The following is a 16,852-nucleotide window of genomic DNA, read 5'->3' on the forward strand; positions in this document are numbered from 1 at the left end:
AGGGAGGAGCAAATGAGCGCAGGCAGCACCGCGCCGTTCCGCGGCACCGTCGGCAAGACGGTCGCGGACTCGAAACCCTGGTGGCCGGAGGCCGTGAAACCGCCCGAGGGCGCGCCGAACATCCTGGTGGTGCTGTTCGACGATGTCGGCTTCTCCGATTTCGGCTGCTATGGCTCAGCGATCAGGACGCCGACCATCGACAAGCTCGCGGCGGAGGGCCTGCGTTACAGCGGCTTCCACACCACGGCCATGTGCTCGACCACGCGCGCGGCGCTGCTCACCGGGCGCAACCACCATTCGGTCGGCGTTGGCTGTCTTGCCAATTTCGATTCCGGTTATCCCGGCTATCGCGGCAAGATCGCGCGCGAGGCGGGGACGCTCGCCGAGATGCTGCGTGTGCACGGCTATCGCAACTACATGGTCGGCAAATGGCATGTCACGCCGCTGACCGAGAGCGGCGCCACCGGTCCATTCGACGGCTGGCCGCTCGGGCGCGGCTTCGACCGCTTCTACGGCTTCCTCGATGCCGAGACCGACCAGTATGCGCCGGAGCTCGTCTCCGACAACACGCATATCGATCCGCCGGGCACCTATGCCGAGGGTTATCATCTGACCGAGGATCTGATCGACCAGACCATCCGCTTCATCGGCGATCACCATGCCGACCGTCCGGATGTCCCCTGGCTCACCTGGGTCGCGCTCGGCGCCTGCCACGCGCCGCACCAGGCGCCGGCCGAGATCATCATGAGCTACGACGCCGCCTTCGCGCACGGCTGGGACGTCGAGCGCGCGCAGCGGATGGCGCGCCAGAAAGCCATGGGGCTGGTGCCGGAAGCAACGCGGATGCCGGCGCGCAATGACGGCGTCAAGGCCTGGGAGGAGCATTCCGCCGACGAGCGCCGGGTCTTCACGCGGTTGCAAGCGGCCTTCGCAGGCATGCTCGACCATTCCGATCGGCATCTCGCCCGTCTCGTCTCGTTCCTGGAGACGGCCGGTATCCGCGACAACACCATGATCATCGTGATGTCCGACAATGGCGCCAGCCAGGAGGGCGGGCCGCTCGGCTTCGTCAACGCAATGGGACCGTTCAACTTCAAGCCGGAGCCGGTCGCTGAAAAGCTCAGCCGCATCGACGACATCGGCGGGCCCGACACGCACAGCAATTTCCCGCATGGCTGGGCGATGGCCTCGAACACGCCGCTGCGCCGCTACAAGCAGAACACCCATGGCGGCGGCATCCGCGATCCCTTCGTGATCAGCTGGCCGAAGAAGATCGCAAGCCGAGGCGAGCTGCGGCACCAGTTCGTCCATGCCTGCGACCTTACGCCGACGCTGCTGGAGCTGATCGGCATCGAGGCCCCCGCGACCATCGCGGGCTGCCAGCAAATGCCGCTGGAAGGCGAGAGCTTTGCGCGCTCAATCACGGAAGCGTCGGCCCCCTCGAAGAGCTCGCCGCAATATTTCGAGATGTTCGGCCATCGCGGGCTCTGGCACGGCGGATGGAAGGCCGTCGCCTTTCATCCCTCGGGCACGCCGTTCGAGAACGACAAATGGGAGCTGTTCCATCTCGATGCGGATTTCTCCGAGACCAACGACCTCGCGGCCAAGGAGCCGGAGCGCCTTGCCCGGATGGTTGCGGCATGGTGGGAAGAAGCCGAGAAGCACAAGGTCCTGCCGCTCGACGATCGCTTCGGGCCGCGCTTTGCGGAGAATGCCGCGCGCTTCCACGGCGCGCGCCGCCGCTTCGTCTTCCACGCCGGGATGGGGCATGTGCCGACCGACGTGGCGCCCGATGTGCGCAGCCGCAGCTACGCGATCGAGGCGCATGTCGAGGTGGGCGAGGCAGGCGCAGACGGCGTGCTGCTCTCACACGGCGATGCGACGTCGGGCTACAGCCTCTTCGTCAAGGGCGGCCATCTCGTGCACGATCTCAACATCGGCGGCAGCCACCAGATCGTGCGTTCGGACCGCAAGGTGCCGCCGGGCGCGCGGCGTCTCGGCGTTCACGTCGAACGGCTCGTGCGCAAGGAGGCGCCCGCGAAGGGCGCGCGCACGGGTGTCTCGGAATACACGCTGCTGATCGACGGCGAGCCGGCAGGTTCGCTCCAGACCCAGCTCGGCTTCCACACCTTGATCTCGTGGTCCGGGCTCGACATCGGGCGCGACCGTGGCAGCCCCGTGTCGGATTACGAGGCGCCGTTCGAGTACGAGGGACGTCTGCTGCGCGTCACGGTCACCATGCACGACGACCAGAAGCTCGATGGCGATGCGGTCGGCAACGCGCAGATGGCGCGGCAATAACGGAAGGAGCCCGTTACTTGATCTTGTCGTAAGCGGCCGAGAAATCGCCCAGCGGCATCGGGATCGCGATCGTCTCCTTGGCCATGTTCTGGAAGGAGACCTTCAGCTGCTTGCCTGACCGCAAGGCGGCGAGCAGGTCCGGCGTGACCGGGGTCGAGGCGTAGCAGCCTCGGTTCTCGCAGGTCTGGATCTGGAGATCGACCGTCTTGCCCTCGTCGACCTGGAGCTTGGCGCCGATGGGAAGGTTGAGGCCAAGCGGCAATTGCAGCAGCGCCACCGGCGTGCGGGTGTCGGGCGCGATGCGGATGTTGACGAGGAGGACGGTCTGGCCGGTCTTGGTCAGCACCGCGTTCTGCTCCATCGCGCATTCGAGCGGCGCATCGCGGCTGGCGCTGGTGCAGCGGACGATCCAGCCGGACTGCCCGGGAGTGCCGTCCGCCTGTGATTGCGTCGGGGCAGGCGAAGGCTGTGTGGCCGGGGCAGGGGGCGCGGTGTTCCTCTTGGCGCCCTGCTGGGCATGCGCCGCGCCAATTGACAACAAGACAGCTGCGGCAAGGGCGACAAGTCTGGATTGCATGAGCATGGCGAAACTGCGCTGGCGTGAAACGGGGGCCTCGCTGTAGCGTCGCGGAAGCCGCAGCGCAAGCTTACTCGGCGGCTTCCTTGACGCTGCCGTGCTCGGGGGCCTCGTCGCCTTCGCCGTCGCCCGAACGGCCCCAGGTGGCGAACCAGTTGTTGAGCTTGTCGAGATAGAGATAGACCACGGGCGTGGTGAACAGCGTCAGCGCCTGGCTGACGATCAGGCCGCCGACCATGGCGTAGCCGAGCGGCTGACGGATCTCGGCGCCGGTACCGTGACCGAGCATCAAGGGCACGCCGCCCAGAAGCGCGGCCATCGTCGTCATCATGATCGGGCGGAAACGCAACAACGCGGCCTGGCGGATCGATTCCTCCGGCGTCTTGTGCTCGTCGCGCTCGGCGGCGATCGCGAAATCGACCATCATGATGCCGTTCTTCTTCACGATGCCGATCAGCAGGATGATGCCGATCAGCGCGATCAGGCTGAAGTCGAAACCCGCTGCCATCAGGATTGCGAGCGCGCCGACGCCGGCCGAGGGCAGCGTCGACAGGATCGTGATCGGGTGGATGTAGCTCTCGTAGAGAATGCCGAGGATCAGGTAGACCACGACGAGGGCGGCGAGGATCAAGAGCGGCACGGTGCCGAGCGACTGCTGGAACGCCTGCGCGGTACCCTGGAAGCTGGAGTTCAGCGTCGGCGGTGCGCCGAGATCGGCCATTGCCCGCTGCACCGCCTCCGTGGCCTGGCCGAGCGCCACGCCTTGCGCCAGGTTGAAGCTGATCGTGATCGATGGGAACTGGCCTTGATGACTGATCGAGAGCGGACGGACCGGGTCGGTGGTCCAGGTTGCGAAGGTCGACAGCGGCACCTGGTCGCCGGTCAACGGCGATTTCAGATAGAGCTTGTTCAAGCTGTCGAGATTGCCCTGCATCTCCGGCAGGATTTCGAGAATGACCTTGTAGGTGTTGAGCTGGGTGAAATACTGCGTGACCTGCCGCTGTCCGAAGGCGTCATAGAGCGTGTCGTCGATCAGCTGCGGCTGGATGCCGTAGCGGGCGGCGGTGTCGCGGTTGATCTTGAGCTGCACCGTTGTGCCCTGCGTCTGCTGGTCGGTCGCGACGTCGCGCAGCTCCGGCAGGGTCTGCATTTTGGCGAGGATCTTGGGCGCCCATTCGTTGAGCTCGTCAAGATTGGCGTCCTGCAGCGTGAATTCGAACTGCGTGCGCGTCGGCCGGCCGCCGAGCCGCACGTCCTGGGCCGCCTGCATGTAAAGCCGGGCGCCCTCGACCTTGTCGAACTGCGGACGCAGCCGCGCGATGATCTGCTGAGCTGAGGCCTCGCGCTGATCGCGAGGTTTCAGCGTGATGAACAGGTTGCCGTTGTTGCCGGCGCGGCCGCTGCCGCCGATCGACATGGCAACGCTGGCAACGTCGGGATCGGCCATGATGATCTTGCCGAGCTCCTCCTGGCGCCGGGTCATCTCCTTGAACGAAATGTCCTGCGAGGCTTCCGAGGTGGCGGTGATCAGGCCGACGTCCTGCTGCGGGAAGAAGCCTTTCGGGATCAGGACGAACAGGTAGATCGACAGTCCGAGCGTGACGAAGAAAATCGCAAGCGTGGTGCGCCGCCAGGCAAGGGCGTGATCGAGCACATATTCGTAGCCGCGCAGCATCGCGTCGAAGGCGCGCTCGCTCCATTGATAGAAGCGGCCGTGCTGCACCTCGCCATGGGCGCGCAGGAAGCGCGAGGCCATCATCGGCGTCAGGGTCAGCGACACGAACATCGAAACGAAGATGGTCATCGCCAGCACCACGGCGAATTCGCGGAACAGGCGCCCGATGATGCCGCCCATCAGGAGCAGCGGGATCAGCACCGCGACCAGCGAGATGCTGATCGAGACGATGGTGAAGCCGATTTCCTTGGAGCCCTTGAAGGCGGCCTCCATCGGCGAGTCGCCTTCCTCGATGTAGCGGGTGATGTTCTCGAGCATCACGATGGCGTCGTCGACCACGAAACCGACCGCAATGGTGAGTGCCATCAGCGACAGATTGTCGAGCGAATAGCCGACCGGCCACATCAGGGCGCACGCGCCCAGCAGCGCCAGCGGAACCGTGACGGTGGGAATGACCGTCGCCCAGAAGCTGCGCAGGAAAATGAAGATCACCATGACCACGAGCGCGATGGTCAGCAGCAGCGTGAATTGGACGTCCTCGACCGCGGCGCGGATGGTCGTGGTACGGTCGCTGATGAGCTCGATCTTGATGGCGGGCGGGATTGCGGCCACGAGGCGGGGCAAGGTCGCCTTGATCCGGTCCACGGTCTCGATGACGTTGGCGCCCGGTTGCTTGAATATCACCAGGAAGACGCCGCGCTTGCCATTGGCCCAGGCCGCCTGCTTGGCGTCTTCAGCGGCGCTGACCGCTCGGCCGATGTCGCGAATCCGCAACGGACCGCCGTTGCGATAGGCGATGATGACGTCGTTCCAGTCCTTCGATTGGGTGAGCTGGTCGTTGGCGTAGATCGTGTAGGCGCGTTTTTCGCCGTCGATGTTGCCCTTGGGGCTGTCGACCGTGGTGATCGCAATCTGGCTGCGCACGTCCTCCAGCGACAGGCCCTTGGCGACGAGTTTCGCCGGGTCGACCTGGATGCGGATCGAGGGTTTCTGCTGGCCGCCGATGAAGACCTGGGCGACGCCCGAGAGCTGGCTGATCTGCTGGGCAAGCTGGGCGTCGACCGCGTCGCTGACGCTGGTCAGCGGCAGAGTCTCTGATGTCGCCGACAATAGCAGGATCGGCGCGTCGGCCGGGTTGACCTTGCGGTAGGTCGGGGGCGAGGGCAGGTTCTTGGGCAACTGGCCGCTGGCAGCGTTGATGGCGCCCTGGACGTCATTCGCGGCGCCGTCGATGTTGCGGTTGAGGTCGAACTGGATGGTGATCGACGCCGTGCCCAGATAGCTCGTCGAGGTCATCTGCGCGATGCCGGGGATCTGAGCGAACTGCCGCTCCAGCGGCTGCGCCACCGACGAGGCCATCGTCTCGGGGCTGCCGCCGGGCAGGTTGGCGGTGATCTGGATGGTCGGAAAGTCCACCTGCGGCAGCGGCGCGACCGGAAGCAGCGGATAGGCGACGAGACCGACGAAGAGGATCCCCGCCATCAGCAGCGAGGTGCCGATGGGATAACGGATGAAAGGTGCCGAAATCCCGCCTTCGGTCATTCCTGTCGTACCTTGCTCTGGGCCGGATCGGAGCTTGCCACTGCCGTCGACACGAGGCTTCCGGGCTGGACCTTGAACTGGCCGCCGACGATCACCTGCTGGCCCGGGCTCAAGCCTTCCTCGATGACCGAACGTCCGTCGATGCCATAGCTGACCTTGACCTTGTGAACCTCGGCCTTGTTGTCCTGATTGACCGTATAGGCGTAGAGGCCGTTGGTGGAATGCTGAACCGCATCATCAGGAACAACGGTCGCATCCTTCAGCGTCCGCACCAGGAGCCGCGTCGAAACCGACTGGCCCGGCCACAGCGCGTGGTCCTTGTTCTCGAACACCGCCTTGAGACGGATCGTTCCGCTGGTCGTGTCGACCTGGTTGTTGATGACCGCGAGCTTGCCCTCGGCCAGCGTCTTCTTGCCGTCGGTCGTGAAGGCGATCACCTTCAGGGCGCCGGCCTTCTGGCCTTCGGTGATATAGGGGAGCTGGTCTTCCGGAGCGGTGAAGATCACGGCGATCGGTTCGACCTGCGAGATCATGACGATGCCCGTCTGGGTCGAGGCGTTGACGATGTTGCCGATGTCGACCTGGCGGAGCCCTGCGACACCGGTGATCGGTGCCTTGATCTGCGTGTAGTCGAGCTGGGTCTGGGCGTTGGCGATCGCGGCTTCGTCGGCGGCGATCTGCGCGGTGAGCTGCGCGACGGTGGAGCGCTGGGCATCCACCCGCTGTGTTGTTGCGAATTCGCCGAGCTTCACGGCGCGCTGGAGCTCCAGGTTGGCGTTGGCGAGGTTTGCCTCGTCCTGCGCCTTCTTGGCCTTGGCTTGGTCAAGCGCGGCTTGATAGGGCCGGGGATCGATCGAGACCAGAAGGTCGCCCTGCTGGACGATCTGGCCCTCCTTGAACTCGAGCCTGATGATCTGGCCGTCGACCCGGCTGCGGACCTGGACGGTGTTGAAGCCCTGAACCGTGCCGAGACCGGTCAGATAGACCGGGAAGTCGGTCTTCTGGACCGGTGCGACGCTGACGGGAATAGCGGACGGGCGGGGCGACGCCTTCTGTGCTGTCTGGGTCTGTCCGGCCGAGCCAAATCTCTGCCATCCATAGTAACCTGCGGAGGCCACGGCCGCGATGATCAAAATCCAGAGGATCGGCCGGGACTTTTTCATATCGTCTCGTGTCGGCTCTTGTGCCCTACGCTTATGAATTATGGGGCCAATCATACGGTTCCAGCACGCTTGTATAATACACGCCAAGTTCCAGTGTAAACAGCACTATCGGTTCAGAAACCTAAACAATTGGAAAGCTTTGCACCCCCTGGGCAGTGCTCTGGCGCCGCGCTGTGCAGGGCTGCATTTTTCCGGGCGCGACCGACCGGCGTTCCGCCTCTTGCGCAGTACCGATAGCGGTGTGCTCGGGCCGAATGGCGCCGCGCTCAGTACTGGTTCGGATCAGTCACGAGAGCGGTTCTAAATTGCGTGGAGGCCGTTTCGGTTGTCAGGGATTTCGGCATCGTTCATATCGGCGCCGCCACGAATGGAGCGCAGGATGGACGAGCTGAACGGCAAGCTGATCGCTTGTCAGATTCTGATCACGGGATTGATCGCGCGTGTCGCCAACGAGCAGCGCGATCCCTTGCGCTTCCTCACCGACTTTCGCGACGAGATCAAAGCCGTCGTGAACGGTGTCAACATCGCCGGCATGGACAGCACCGATCGCGTGCGCGCCGTCGCGCAGAAGACGGTCGACGAATTGTTCTCACTGATGAAGCCGCCGAGCAGCGACTGAGAGCGAACGTCCGCGTTGTCTTTAGAACGAGTCCAATCTCGTTTTAGAACGATTTCAAACTGCAGTTTAGAATCGCTTTGATCTGGATTGATTCAAGGGTTCTCGCGAGCGGCTCGCATTGACCCGCTATTTTGTGGCCGATACCAACAGCCATCGTTCGTCGAAGTGAATGAGCGAACAGGATTATGGGGCGTTTGGTAATGGGGCAGGTGGTCGCACCGAAGTCGTTGCGTTCGGTCGCAGCATTCGATCTGGTGGATGAGAAATTCGCGGGCGTTTCCGGCAAGAAGGTTTCGGCGGTTGCGAGCTTGATCGCGGTGGCGTCGGTGTCGGGCGGCGCGCAAGCGCAGCAGTCGAACCTGCCGCCGGTGACGGTCGATGCGCCGGTCGAGCGTCCGCGGCCGGCGGCATCGAAGCCCTCGCCGGAACAGGTCCGCGCCCGCAACGCGCTTCGTCGCGCCGCACAGCGCCAGCAGACCGCGCAGCAGACGGCTCCCACGACGCCGTCCGGCGCGCCTGACGGCAATCCCTATGCTGATCCGGCGGCGCCCTACAAGGTCGATCACGTGCAGGCCTCGGGCAAGTTTCCCGAGAAGATGCTGAACACGCCCAAGTCCATCACGGTACTCAGCAAGGAGGTGCTCGAGGACAAGAACGCCACGACGCTGAAGGAGATCGGGCGCTCGACCGCGGGTGTGACGCTCGGCTCGGGCGAGGGCGGCAACGCGTTCGGCGACCGCTTCTTCATCCGCGGCTTCGACGCGCGCAACGACGTCTTCATCGACGGCATCCGCGATCCCGCCGTCTCGATCCGCGAGAACTTCTTCACCGAGCAGATCGAGATTCTGCGCGGCCCGGCCTCCTCCTATGCCGGCCGGGGCACCGCCGGCGGTGCCATCAACATCGTCACCAAGCAGGCGGGCGACGTCAACTTCAAGCGCATGGACACCGAGTTCGGTACCGACATGACCAAGCGCGTCACGCTCGACGTGAACCAGGTCATCGATCCGACCTTCTCGGTGCGCACGGGCGGCCTGTTCCAGGATGCCAACGTCGCCGGACGCAACTACGTCACCGACAATCGCTGGGGCAGCTTCATCTCGACCAAGTACACCCCCACCAACGACATCAAGATCACGACGAACTACGTCCATACCGATCTCAGCGGCTATCCCGATTTCGGCGTGCCCTATTACAAGCAGGGCAACGTGCCGGTGACCTCGGCGGGCATTCCGCGTGGCAATTGGTACGGCTTTCTCAACCGCGATTTCCAGACCGCGCGGCAGGATTTCGGCACCGGCATCATCGAGTACAAGGTCAACGAGGCCATTACCCTGACCAGCAAGGTGCGCGGCGAGCACTCGCTGCTCAACTATATCGGCACGCTGCCGCAGAATCCGAATACGACCAGCCCCAATCCGCTGCTCTGGACCACGACGGCGAGCGCTCAGAGCCGCTACCAGAACGTGGACGTATGGGCCAACCAGAACGAGGCCACGTTCAAGCTCGACACCGGCGGGGTCAAGCACACTGCGGTGTTCGGCGTCGAATATTCGAACGAGAACATCTCGATCGACCGCTATGCCGGCCTCGCGTCAGAACTGTCCGGCTCCGCTTTCACGAGCAACGGTGCCGTCCAGAACGTCAATCTCTACTCCCCGCAGTACACCAACATTCCCTTCGGCACGCCGTCGCTGCTTGGAAATCCGACTCGCTATGGCGTCAACACCAGCAGCGTGTATGTCATGGACACCGCGAACTGGCAGGACACGATCATCGTCAATGGCGGTGTCCGCTATGACGGCTACAGCCAAAGCGCGTCGAACAACAGTCCGAACTATGTGAAGCAGAATTCCGATCTCGTGAACTACAACGTCGGTGTGGTCTACAAGCCGATGTCGATCGGCAGCGTCTATGCCGCCTACGCAACTTCGGCCAATCCGTTCGGGTCGGAGCTGGATGCGACCGGCACCGAATACGGCGGCGTTCCCCCCAACTCGACCATCTTGCTTGGGCCCGAGCGCAACAAGGCGATCGAACTCGGCACCAAATGGGAGCTTGCGGATCGCCACTTGCTGGTGACCGGTGCGCTGTTCCAAACCACCAAGGACAACGCGCGCGAGACCGTCAACAACCTGCTCACATCGGGTGCTGCCTACAGGATCCAAGGCATCGACATCGAGGCGGAGGGCAAGATCACCGATCGCTGGAGCATCTTCGGCGGATTGGTGCTGATGCAGTCGAAGGTCACGCAGAGCGGCGTCGCCTCGAATATCGGACTGCAGCTTGCGAACATCGCTCACCAGTCGTTCAGCATGCTGACCAAGTACAAGTTTGACGGGGGGTGGGAACTCGGCGGGCAGGCGGTCTACCGCTCAAAAGTCTATGGCGGCACGTTCGCGGCCAACACCAACGAGCTGCCAAGCTACTGGCGCTTCGATGCGTTCGTCGAGAAAAAGATCGACCAGAACTGGACCATGAAGTTCTACGCGCAGAACCTGACCAACAAGCTCTATTACGACTCGTTCTATCGCAGCAACGTTCCGTTCGTGGCGGTTGCGCCGGGACGGGCGTTCTACGTCGTGACGACAGCGAAGTTCTGATCATGTTGACCTGCCTGCCTGGCGTTCTCAGCAAGGATGATGTGGCGGATTTCCGCCGCATCATGGACGTCAGCGATTGGGAGGACGGTCGCTCCACCGCCGGCGCGCAGTCGGCGATGGTCAAGCGCAACGAGCAATTGCCGCCGGACAGCGAGGTCGCGCGCAAGCTCGGCAACCGCATCATCTCGGCGCTGACCTCGAACCCGCGCTTTATTGCGGCAGCGATCCCGCTGCAGATCTTCCCGCCGCTGTTCAACCGCTATGCGGCGAGCAGCGGCCATCATTTCGGCCTGCACGTCGACAATGCGATCCGCGGCGACCGCCTGACCGGCCTTCGCATCCGCACGGACCTGTCGGTCACGCTGTTCCTCGCCGAACCGGAGGAGTACGACGGTGGCGAACTTGTGATCGAGGACACCTATGGTTCGCACGAGGTCAAGTTGCCAGCCGGGGACTGCGTGCTCTATCCCTCGACCAGCCTTCATCTGGTTACCCCCGTGACTAGGGGAACGCGGGTTGCGTCTTTCTTCTGGCTTCAGAGCATGATACGGGACGATCAAGCTCGGAGCATGATCTTTGACCTCGACACCGCGATACAGGCGCTGGTGGAACGGCTCGGGCGTGACGATCCCGAAACGGTCAAATTGACGGGTATCTATCACAACCTCATTCGCTACTGGGCCGAAGTATGAAGACGATGTCCTTCCAAGCAAGCCTTGCCGCAGCTTTGATGCTGGCGGCCATCTGGCTCGCATCCCCCGTTTCTGCCCAGACACAAAGCCCCCCGGTACCGGCGCAATCGGTGGCGCAGCCGGCCCCGGCCGGCCCGCCCCCGATGGCGCCAGGAGCTTCCACGCCCGCAGCGCCGGCGCCTTCGGCTTCGACGCCAGCCGCTCCCACGGCGCCTCCCGCGGCCACCGTTTCGACGACCGCAAAGCCCGATGCGGCCGCCGTCGCGCCGGCCATGAAGGAATTGTCGCCCTGGGTGATGTTCATGTCGGCGGACGTCATCGTGAAGGCGGTGATGATCGGGCTCGCCTTCGCCTCGCTGATGACCTGGACTGTCTTCATTGCCAAGTCGATCGAGCTCTCGGTCGCCTCCACCAAGCTTCGTTCGGCACTGAAGAAGATTGCGGAGGCGCGCTCGCTCGCCGAAGCGCAGATGGCCCTCGGCACCAAGCAGGGCATCCTGCCGTCCTTCCTGGCGGCAGCGCTGCGCGAGGCGCGGATGTCGGCCGGCTTGTCCAGCGATGCCGGCATCAAGGAGCGCGCGGCTTCCAGCTTTTCCGAGATCGTGCGCGCGGAACAGCGGCGCATCCGGATCGGCATGGGCGTGCTTGCGACCATCGGCTCGACCTCGCCCTTCGTGGGCCTGTTCGGCACGGTTTGGGGCATCATGAACAGCTTCATCGGAATCTCGAAGTCGCAGACCACGAACCTCGCCGTGGTCGCGCCCGGCATCGCCGAAGCGCTGCTCGCCACCGCGATCGGCCTCGTCGCCGCCATTCCTGCCGTCATCATCTACAACCATTTTTCGCGCGTGACGAAGGGCTATCTCGAACTCGTCAGCCGCGCCTCGGGCGCGGCGGGCCGGCTGCTCTCGCGCGATCTCGACCGTAGCCACGGCAGCGTGCATTCGCGCGCAGCGGAGTGAACCATGGGTGTTTCGCTCGCAGACAACGACGGCGAAGACGACGATTTCTCGGAGACGCATGACATCAACGTCACGCCGTTCATCGACGTCATCCTGGTGCTGCTGATCATCTTCATGGTCGCAGCGCCGCTCTCTACGGTCGACCTGCCGATCGATCTGCCGACGTCGAGCGCGACGCCGCAGAAGAAGCCGGACAAGCCGACCTATCTGAGCATCAAGCCCGATCTGACGCTCGCGATCGGAGAGAACCCGGTTCACCGGGCCGAGTTGATCGGCACCCTCGACGGCCTGTCCGACATGAGCAAGGATAAGTATGTGTTCCTGCGCGCCGATCGTTCGGTGCCGTATGGCGAATTAATGGGAGTTATGGAGCTCTTGCGCTCAGGCGGCTATACGCGGGTGAAACTGGTCGCGCTGGAAGGCGCGCCTGGGGCGCCTGCGCCAGGCGCCGCTCAGCCTTAGAGGCCCGCCATGTCGGACGAACTCAGACCATCGCGAAAGCTCTGGATCTTGGCGGCAGTGGCGGCGCTCGCGCTCCATCTGGGTGGTGCTGCGCTCGCGCTGGCCCATTTGCGCACCGACGATGACGGCGACGGCCTTGGTGCCAACGGTGCAGAGTTCGCCGTGGAAATGGCATCGCCCAAGGCGCCCGAAACCGATCTGCCGCCCGGACCCGACAGCGAAGCGATGCAGGAACAGCAGGCGCTCCCCGAGCAGAAGGCCGAGACCAAGGAGACGGAGCTTCCAAAGGATCTGTCGCAGGAGGTCGAGGATCCCGACCGCGTCGTGACCGAGAACAACGCGAAGAAGCCGACGGAGGACGATCCGAAGATTCAGGCGGTCGAGACTCCCGCCGCCGAAGCCTCGCCGAAATCGGTTGCGACCGCGCGGCAGACGCTTGAGGAGGATGCTCGCGAGGCCGAGAAGGCGCTGGCGCCCGTCATCGGTATCGGCAAGGACATCCTGAAGCTGACGGCCGATTGGAACCGCAAGATCAGCGCGCATCTGGCGCTGCACAAGGTCAATCCGGACGGCAAAGTGCCCAATAACCAGAAGGTCAAGGTGAGCTTCGCCATCAACCGGAAGGGCAACGTGCTGTCGGTGGATGTCGTGGAGTCGTCGGGGGACGGAGCCTACGATGCGGCGGCGGTGTCGATCGTCCGCAAGTCCGATCCCATCCCGCAGCCGCCCGCCGGACTGACCGAAGACCGGTTCGAACGTACGGTCGACATCATCTTCACTCCGCCGGACGCGAAGAAGAAAAAGACGGCTCAGCGCCAGTAGAGCCGGATCCCGACATAGACCACGACCAGGCACACAAAGATCAGCGCTACCGGGAGCGGCCGTTTCTGGCTTCCAGCGAATGCCGCCGCCCCGAAGGAGGCGGCCTTCTTCGGTTTCGGCGCCGGCCGGCGGAAGGCGGTAACATTGTCCGCCGCTGGTTCAGGTGGACGGGTGCGGACGTCGGGCGGCGATCCGGCGCCACCCATCTCGACATAATAGGCCCTGTAGATCGCGCCGATGGTGGCTTCGCTGGCCTCGTTCTCGCTCATCTGCGTCAGCAGATTCCTGTAGCTGGCGAGGAACTCCTGGGCCTCAGGTGGCAGCGCGGACGCCCCGTTGAGCTTGGCCATCATGTTCCAGGTGGCAAAATCGGCGCGGGCACGGGTGTCGGCGCGTCGCGCGATCAGCATATCGGCAGCTTTGACCAAGTCGGCCTCTGGCCCTTCGGCGTGGGAGTGTTGTGTTCAACTAAACGTTGCCGGTCAGAAACAGAACAGCCTGAATCACATAACCGGTCAACGTTCGCAGTATTGCTGAAATAACATCAAGATTTAGACCGAACTGCGAACCCGCAAGCGGCAGCAGGATCAACAGGCTGATCAGGATCAGCATACCGAACGGCTCGAGCCGGGCCAGCGGCGCGGCGAGGGGGCGGGGCAACAGCCCGACCGCAACGCGCCCGCCATCGAGCGGCGGAATCGGCATCATGTTGAACACGGCCAGGATCACGTTGATCACGAGGGCATTCTTCAGGTTGTCCGCAACCCATTTCGCCGAGCTCGCGGGCACCAGGGGCAGGGCATGGAAGGCGAGGGCCGCGGCCAGTGCCAGCAGGATGTTGGTGACGGGCCCGGCCAGCGCCACCCAGACCATGTCGAGCCTTGGGTTGTTCAGCTTGCGGAAGTTCACCGGCACCGGCTTGGCATAGCCGAACAGGAATGGCGAATGCGCGAATAGCAGCATCGCGGGCAGGATCAGGGTGCCGAACGGATCGATATGCCGAAGCGGGTTGAAGCTGACGCGGCCGAGCTGCGAGGCCGTATTGTCCCCGAGCCGGTCCGCGACGAAGGCGTGCGCGGCCTCATGAAAGGTGATCGCGAGCACCAGGGGCAGCACCCAGACGGAAAGATCATAGAAGGAGATGTTCACGGCTCGTCCGTCCCGGTTCGCACGCGCGCTTTGCAAAGCAGGCCGTATAGGGCCACAACCCTTTACGATCTACTGTTATATGGCGCCCGATTCCGAAATTGCCCGCTGCAAATGATCCGCCAGCAGTGCCGCCGGACGCGACAGGTTGCGCGCGCGGTGGAGGCGGATATCCGCCGCCGGCAGCGGCGGCAGGCCGTCGCGCTCGGACAGAACGCGCAGGCGAGGGGGCAGAATGCCCGCCTTCACGACCGTGATCGCGAGGCCCTGCACCGCGATCGCTTCCACCGCCGCGAGGCTCCGGCTGACGAAGGCGAGCCGCCACGGGCGGCCGGCGGCATCGAGGGCCTCAGTGGCCCACTGGCGGAACAGGCAGCCCGGCGGGTAGAGTGCGACGGGGAGCGTGGAGTGCTGCGCCCCGGCTGAATATGACGCGGCTGCGGCCCAGACTGCGTGCTCGCGTCGCAGCAGCTCGCCATTGCCGCTTCGTTCCGGATGCATGGCGATAACAAGGTCATAGTCTTCGCCGAGCCGGGCCGGCATCGTCGCCGTCAGCCCCGTCTCGATCTCGACCCGGATCTCCGGACGGCTTCTGGCAAAATGCGCCAGCAATGGCGGAATGACGATCGTGCCGTAATCGTCCATCACGCCGAGACGGACCACGGCATCGGGCTTGCGCAGGCGGAGCGCATCGACCGCTTCTGCATTGAGGTCGAGAAGCCGTCTTGCATAGACGAGCAGCTCGTGACCGGCCGCGCTCAGCGCCACGCCCGACCTTGTGCGGTGAAACAGCCTGACGTTCAGCCGCTCTTCGAGGCGCCTGATCTGGACGCTCACCGCCGATTGGGTGCGGTTGAGGATCGCGGCCGCGCGCGTGAACGACCGATGATCGGCAACGGCGAGGAAGGCCCTCAGAAGGTCGGGGTCGAGATCGGACGCGGTCATGACGGAAATTTATCCTGGCATGACGGAAATTCCATTCCCCGTTTCGGCGCGTCTCCTATGCTGACCGAAAGCCATCGGGAGGAATCGTGGGCGAGGTTCTCGGCGTTCTTGCCGCCGTGTTGTCGAGCGCGCTGGGCGGGACGTCCATTGGTGCCACGCGCTATCTCGTGGGAAGCATCGATCCGCTCGCGATCGGCTCGTTCCGGTTCGGCATCGGCTTTCTCCTGTTGCTGCCGCTGGCGCTGCTGCGCGGCGATCGCTGGCCGAAGCGAGGGGACTGGGCTGCCGCCGTCGCGCTCGGCATCCTGTTCTTCGCGCTGTTTCCGATCCTGTTCAACGCGTCGCTGATCTTCACGACCGCCGCGCGCGGCGCGCTGGCTCTGTCGACGCTTCCTTTGCTGTCGCTCGTGATCGCGGCTGCGCTCGGCGCCGAAGCCCTGACCTGGCGCAAATCGGTCGGTGTCGTGATCGCGACCCTTGGCGTTGCGGCGGCGCTTCTGTCCGACCTGACCTCAGCCCCGTCGGGCGCCTGGCGCGGCGATCTCCTGATGATGGCGGCTGCACTGTGCATGGCGCTGTACGGCATCTGGTCGAAGCCGCTGATCCGGCGCTCCAGTCCGATCGCCTTTACGACCATGAGCATGGCGGCCGGCGCGGCCTGCCTCATCCTGCTCTCGTCCATCCGCGGCAGTTTTGCGCCCGTCGCGGGCTTCGGGCTGCCGCAGTGGGTGGGAGCCCTCTATCTGGGTGCCTTCGGCGCAGCGCTGACCTTCTATCTCTGGGCCTTCGCGCTGGAGCGGACGACGCCGACGCGCGTCGCGATCTCGGTGACGGTCAATCCGGTCACGGCATCGCTGGTCGGGGCCTGGCTGCTGAACGAGCCGCTGCGCTGGAATCTGGCGGCCGGCGTCGTCGCGGTGTTTGCCGGGATCTGGATCGCGACGACCGCGGGCAAAGGCAGGCGATGAACAAGCTCGATGGTCATCATGAGACTGATCGCGAAGGCTCCTCAATCGACCGCAGCGTGACCGACTTGATGCCATAGTGCATGTGACTGTAGCGCTTGACGTACTCCCAAGCGCTTTGCCTCGCTCCTATCAGACCCGTGAAGCGGAAATTGAGAGGACGACCACCGATCTTCACGAGCCAATACCAGTCCTCCTGCTCGACGGTGATAGGAGCCTGCTGTGGCGCCTCGACGGCGGGACGCAGGAACCACTTGTCGTCCTTGGCTTCCCAATAGAACTCCATCAAGCTCTCCTCATTGCAATGGCAGATGCGGACGTTGAGCGGCTCGTCCTCCGCCTCGAACCGCACGCGCCGCACAGGCATCCACCTTCCCG

General features: G+C 64.2%; 15 protein-coding genes. 8 read left to right on the forward strand and 7 right to left on the reverse strand.

All coding sequences use genetic code 11. From position 1 onward, the window contains the following. Window positions 1–12 precede the first annotated feature (12 nt). Window positions 13–2,301: an arylsulfatase gene (locus tag FJV43_RS32760; protein ID WP_239623106.1), complete on the forward strand. Its 2,289-nt coding sequence runs from the start codon at window positions 13–15 to the stop codon at window positions 2,299–2,301. Between the two features lie 13 nt (window positions 2,302–2,314). On the opposite strand, the gene FJV43_RS32765 is transcribed toward FJV43_RS32760, so the two are convergent. The 3 genes from FJV43_RS32765 to FJV43_RS32775 all read right to left on the reverse strand — a co-directional run bounded on the left by FJV43_RS32765 (window position 2,315) and on the right by FJV43_RS32775 (window position 7,258). Beyond that, window positions 2,315–2,884 carry an invasion associated locus B family protein gene (locus FJV43_RS32765; protein ID WP_239623107.1) on the reverse strand — a complete coding sequence of 190 codons (570 nt, stop codon included), beginning with the start codon at window positions 2,882–2,884 and terminating at the stop codon, window positions 2,315–2,317. A gap of 64 nt (window positions 2,885–2,948) precedes the next feature. Next, complete coding sequence (locus FJV43_RS32770; RefSeq protein ID WP_194387847.1) at window positions 2,949–6,095, reverse strand: multidrug efflux RND transporter permease subunit; 3,147 nt, start codon at window positions 6,093–6,095, stop codon at window positions 2,949–2,951. Continuing rightward, window positions 6,092–7,258: an efflux RND transporter periplasmic adaptor subunit gene (locus FJV43_RS32775; RefSeq protein ID WP_239623108.1), complete on the reverse strand. Its 1,167-nt coding sequence runs from the start codon at window positions 7,256–7,258 to the stop codon at window positions 6,092–6,094. The genes FJV43_RS32770 and FJV43_RS32775 overlap by 4 nt, the downstream gene beginning before the upstream one ends. A gap of 379 nt (window positions 7,259–7,637) precedes the next feature. On the opposite strand from FJV43_RS32775, the gene FJV43_RS32780 reads away from it, so the two are divergent. The 6 genes from FJV43_RS32780 (at window position 7,638) to FJV43_RS32805 (ending at window position 13,418) form a co-directional block, all read left to right on the forward strand. Further along, on the forward strand, window positions 7,638–7,877 hold the full coding sequence (locus FJV43_RS32780) for a hypothetical protein (RefSeq protein WP_027571757.1): 240 nt from the start codon (window positions 7,638–7,640) through the stop codon (window positions 7,875–7,877). Between the two features lie 200 nt (window positions 7,878–8,077). Next, on the forward strand, window positions 8,078–10,480 hold the full coding sequence (locus tag FJV43_RS32785; RefSeq protein ID WP_239629716.1) for a TonB-dependent receptor: 2,403 nt from the start codon (window positions 8,078–8,080) through the stop codon (window positions 10,478–10,480). A 2-nt stretch (window positions 10,481–10,482) separates the two neighbouring features. Continuing rightward, the gene (locus FJV43_RS32790; RefSeq protein ID WP_124158752.1) at window positions 10,483–11,172 is read left to right on the forward strand and encodes a Fe2+-dependent dioxygenase; all 690 of its coding nucleotides are present in this window, start codon (window positions 10,483–10,485) and stop codon (window positions 11,170–11,172) included. Continuing rightward, a complete protein-coding gene (gene exbB / locus FJV43_RS32795) occupies window positions 11,169–12,134 on the forward strand; it encodes a tonB-system energizer ExbB (protein ID WP_239623109.1) in 966 nt (321 codons plus the stop codon). The genes FJV43_RS32790 and exbB overlap by 4 nt, the downstream gene beginning before the upstream one ends. A 3-nt stretch (window positions 12,135–12,137) precedes the next feature. Continuing rightward, window positions 12,138–12,596: a TonB system transport protein ExbD gene (exbD, locus tag FJV43_RS32800; RefSeq protein ID WP_061876817.1), complete on the forward strand. Its 459-nt coding sequence runs from the start codon at window positions 12,138–12,140 to the stop codon at window positions 12,594–12,596. A gap of 9 nt (window positions 12,597–12,605) precedes the next feature. Further along, window positions 12,606–13,418, forward strand: a complete 813-nt coding sequence (locus FJV43_RS32805) for an energy transducer TonB (protein ID WP_239623110.1) — start codon at window positions 12,606–12,608, stop codon at window positions 13,416–13,418. On the opposite strand, the gene FJV43_RS32810 is transcribed toward FJV43_RS32805, so the two are convergent. From FJV43_RS32810 to FJV43_RS32820, 3 genes are all read right to left on the reverse strand, one after another. Then, window positions 13,406–13,828: a hypothetical protein gene (locus tag FJV43_RS32810; protein ID WP_239629718.1), complete on the reverse strand. Its 423-nt coding sequence runs from the start codon at window positions 13,826–13,828 to the stop codon at window positions 13,406–13,408. The two genes, FJV43_RS32805 and FJV43_RS32810, sit on opposite strands and share 13 nt — an antisense overlap. A gap of 58 nt (window positions 13,829–13,886) precedes the next feature. Further along, on the reverse strand, window positions 13,887–14,567 hold the full coding sequence (locus FJV43_RS32815; RefSeq protein WP_239623111.1) for a site-2 protease family protein: 681 nt from the start codon (window positions 14,565–14,567) through the stop codon (window positions 13,887–13,889). Between the two features lie 75 nt (window positions 14,568–14,642). Continuing rightward, the gene (locus FJV43_RS32820; RefSeq protein WP_239623112.1) at window positions 14,643–15,509 is read right to left on the reverse strand and encodes a LysR family transcriptional regulator; all 867 of its coding nucleotides are present in this window, start codon (window positions 15,507–15,509) and stop codon (window positions 14,643–14,645) included. An 86-nt stretch (window positions 15,510–15,595) separates the two neighbouring features. Here FJV43_RS32820 and FJV43_RS32825 point away from each other — a divergent pair, with 86 nt between their 5' ends. Continuing rightward, window positions 15,596–16,477, forward strand: a complete 882-nt coding sequence (locus FJV43_RS32825) for a DMT family transporter (RefSeq protein ID WP_239623113.1) — start codon at window positions 15,596–15,598, stop codon at window positions 16,475–16,477. A 16-nt stretch (window positions 16,478–16,493) separates the two neighbouring features. Here FJV43_RS32825 and FJV43_RS32830 read toward each other — a convergent pair whose 3' ends face one another. Beyond that, window positions 16,494–16,841 carry a hypothetical protein gene (locus FJV43_RS32830; RefSeq protein WP_239623114.1) on the reverse strand — a complete coding sequence of 116 codons (348 nt, stop codon included), beginning with the start codon at window positions 16,839–16,841 and terminating at the stop codon, window positions 16,494–16,496. Window positions 16,842–16,852 lie beyond the last annotated feature (11 nt).

This window comes from Bradyrhizobium sp. I71, assembly GCF_022354745.1.
Taxonomy (GTDB): domain Bacteria; phylum Pseudomonadota; class Alphaproteobacteria; order Rhizobiales; family Xanthobacteraceae; genus Bradyrhizobium; species Bradyrhizobium liaoningense.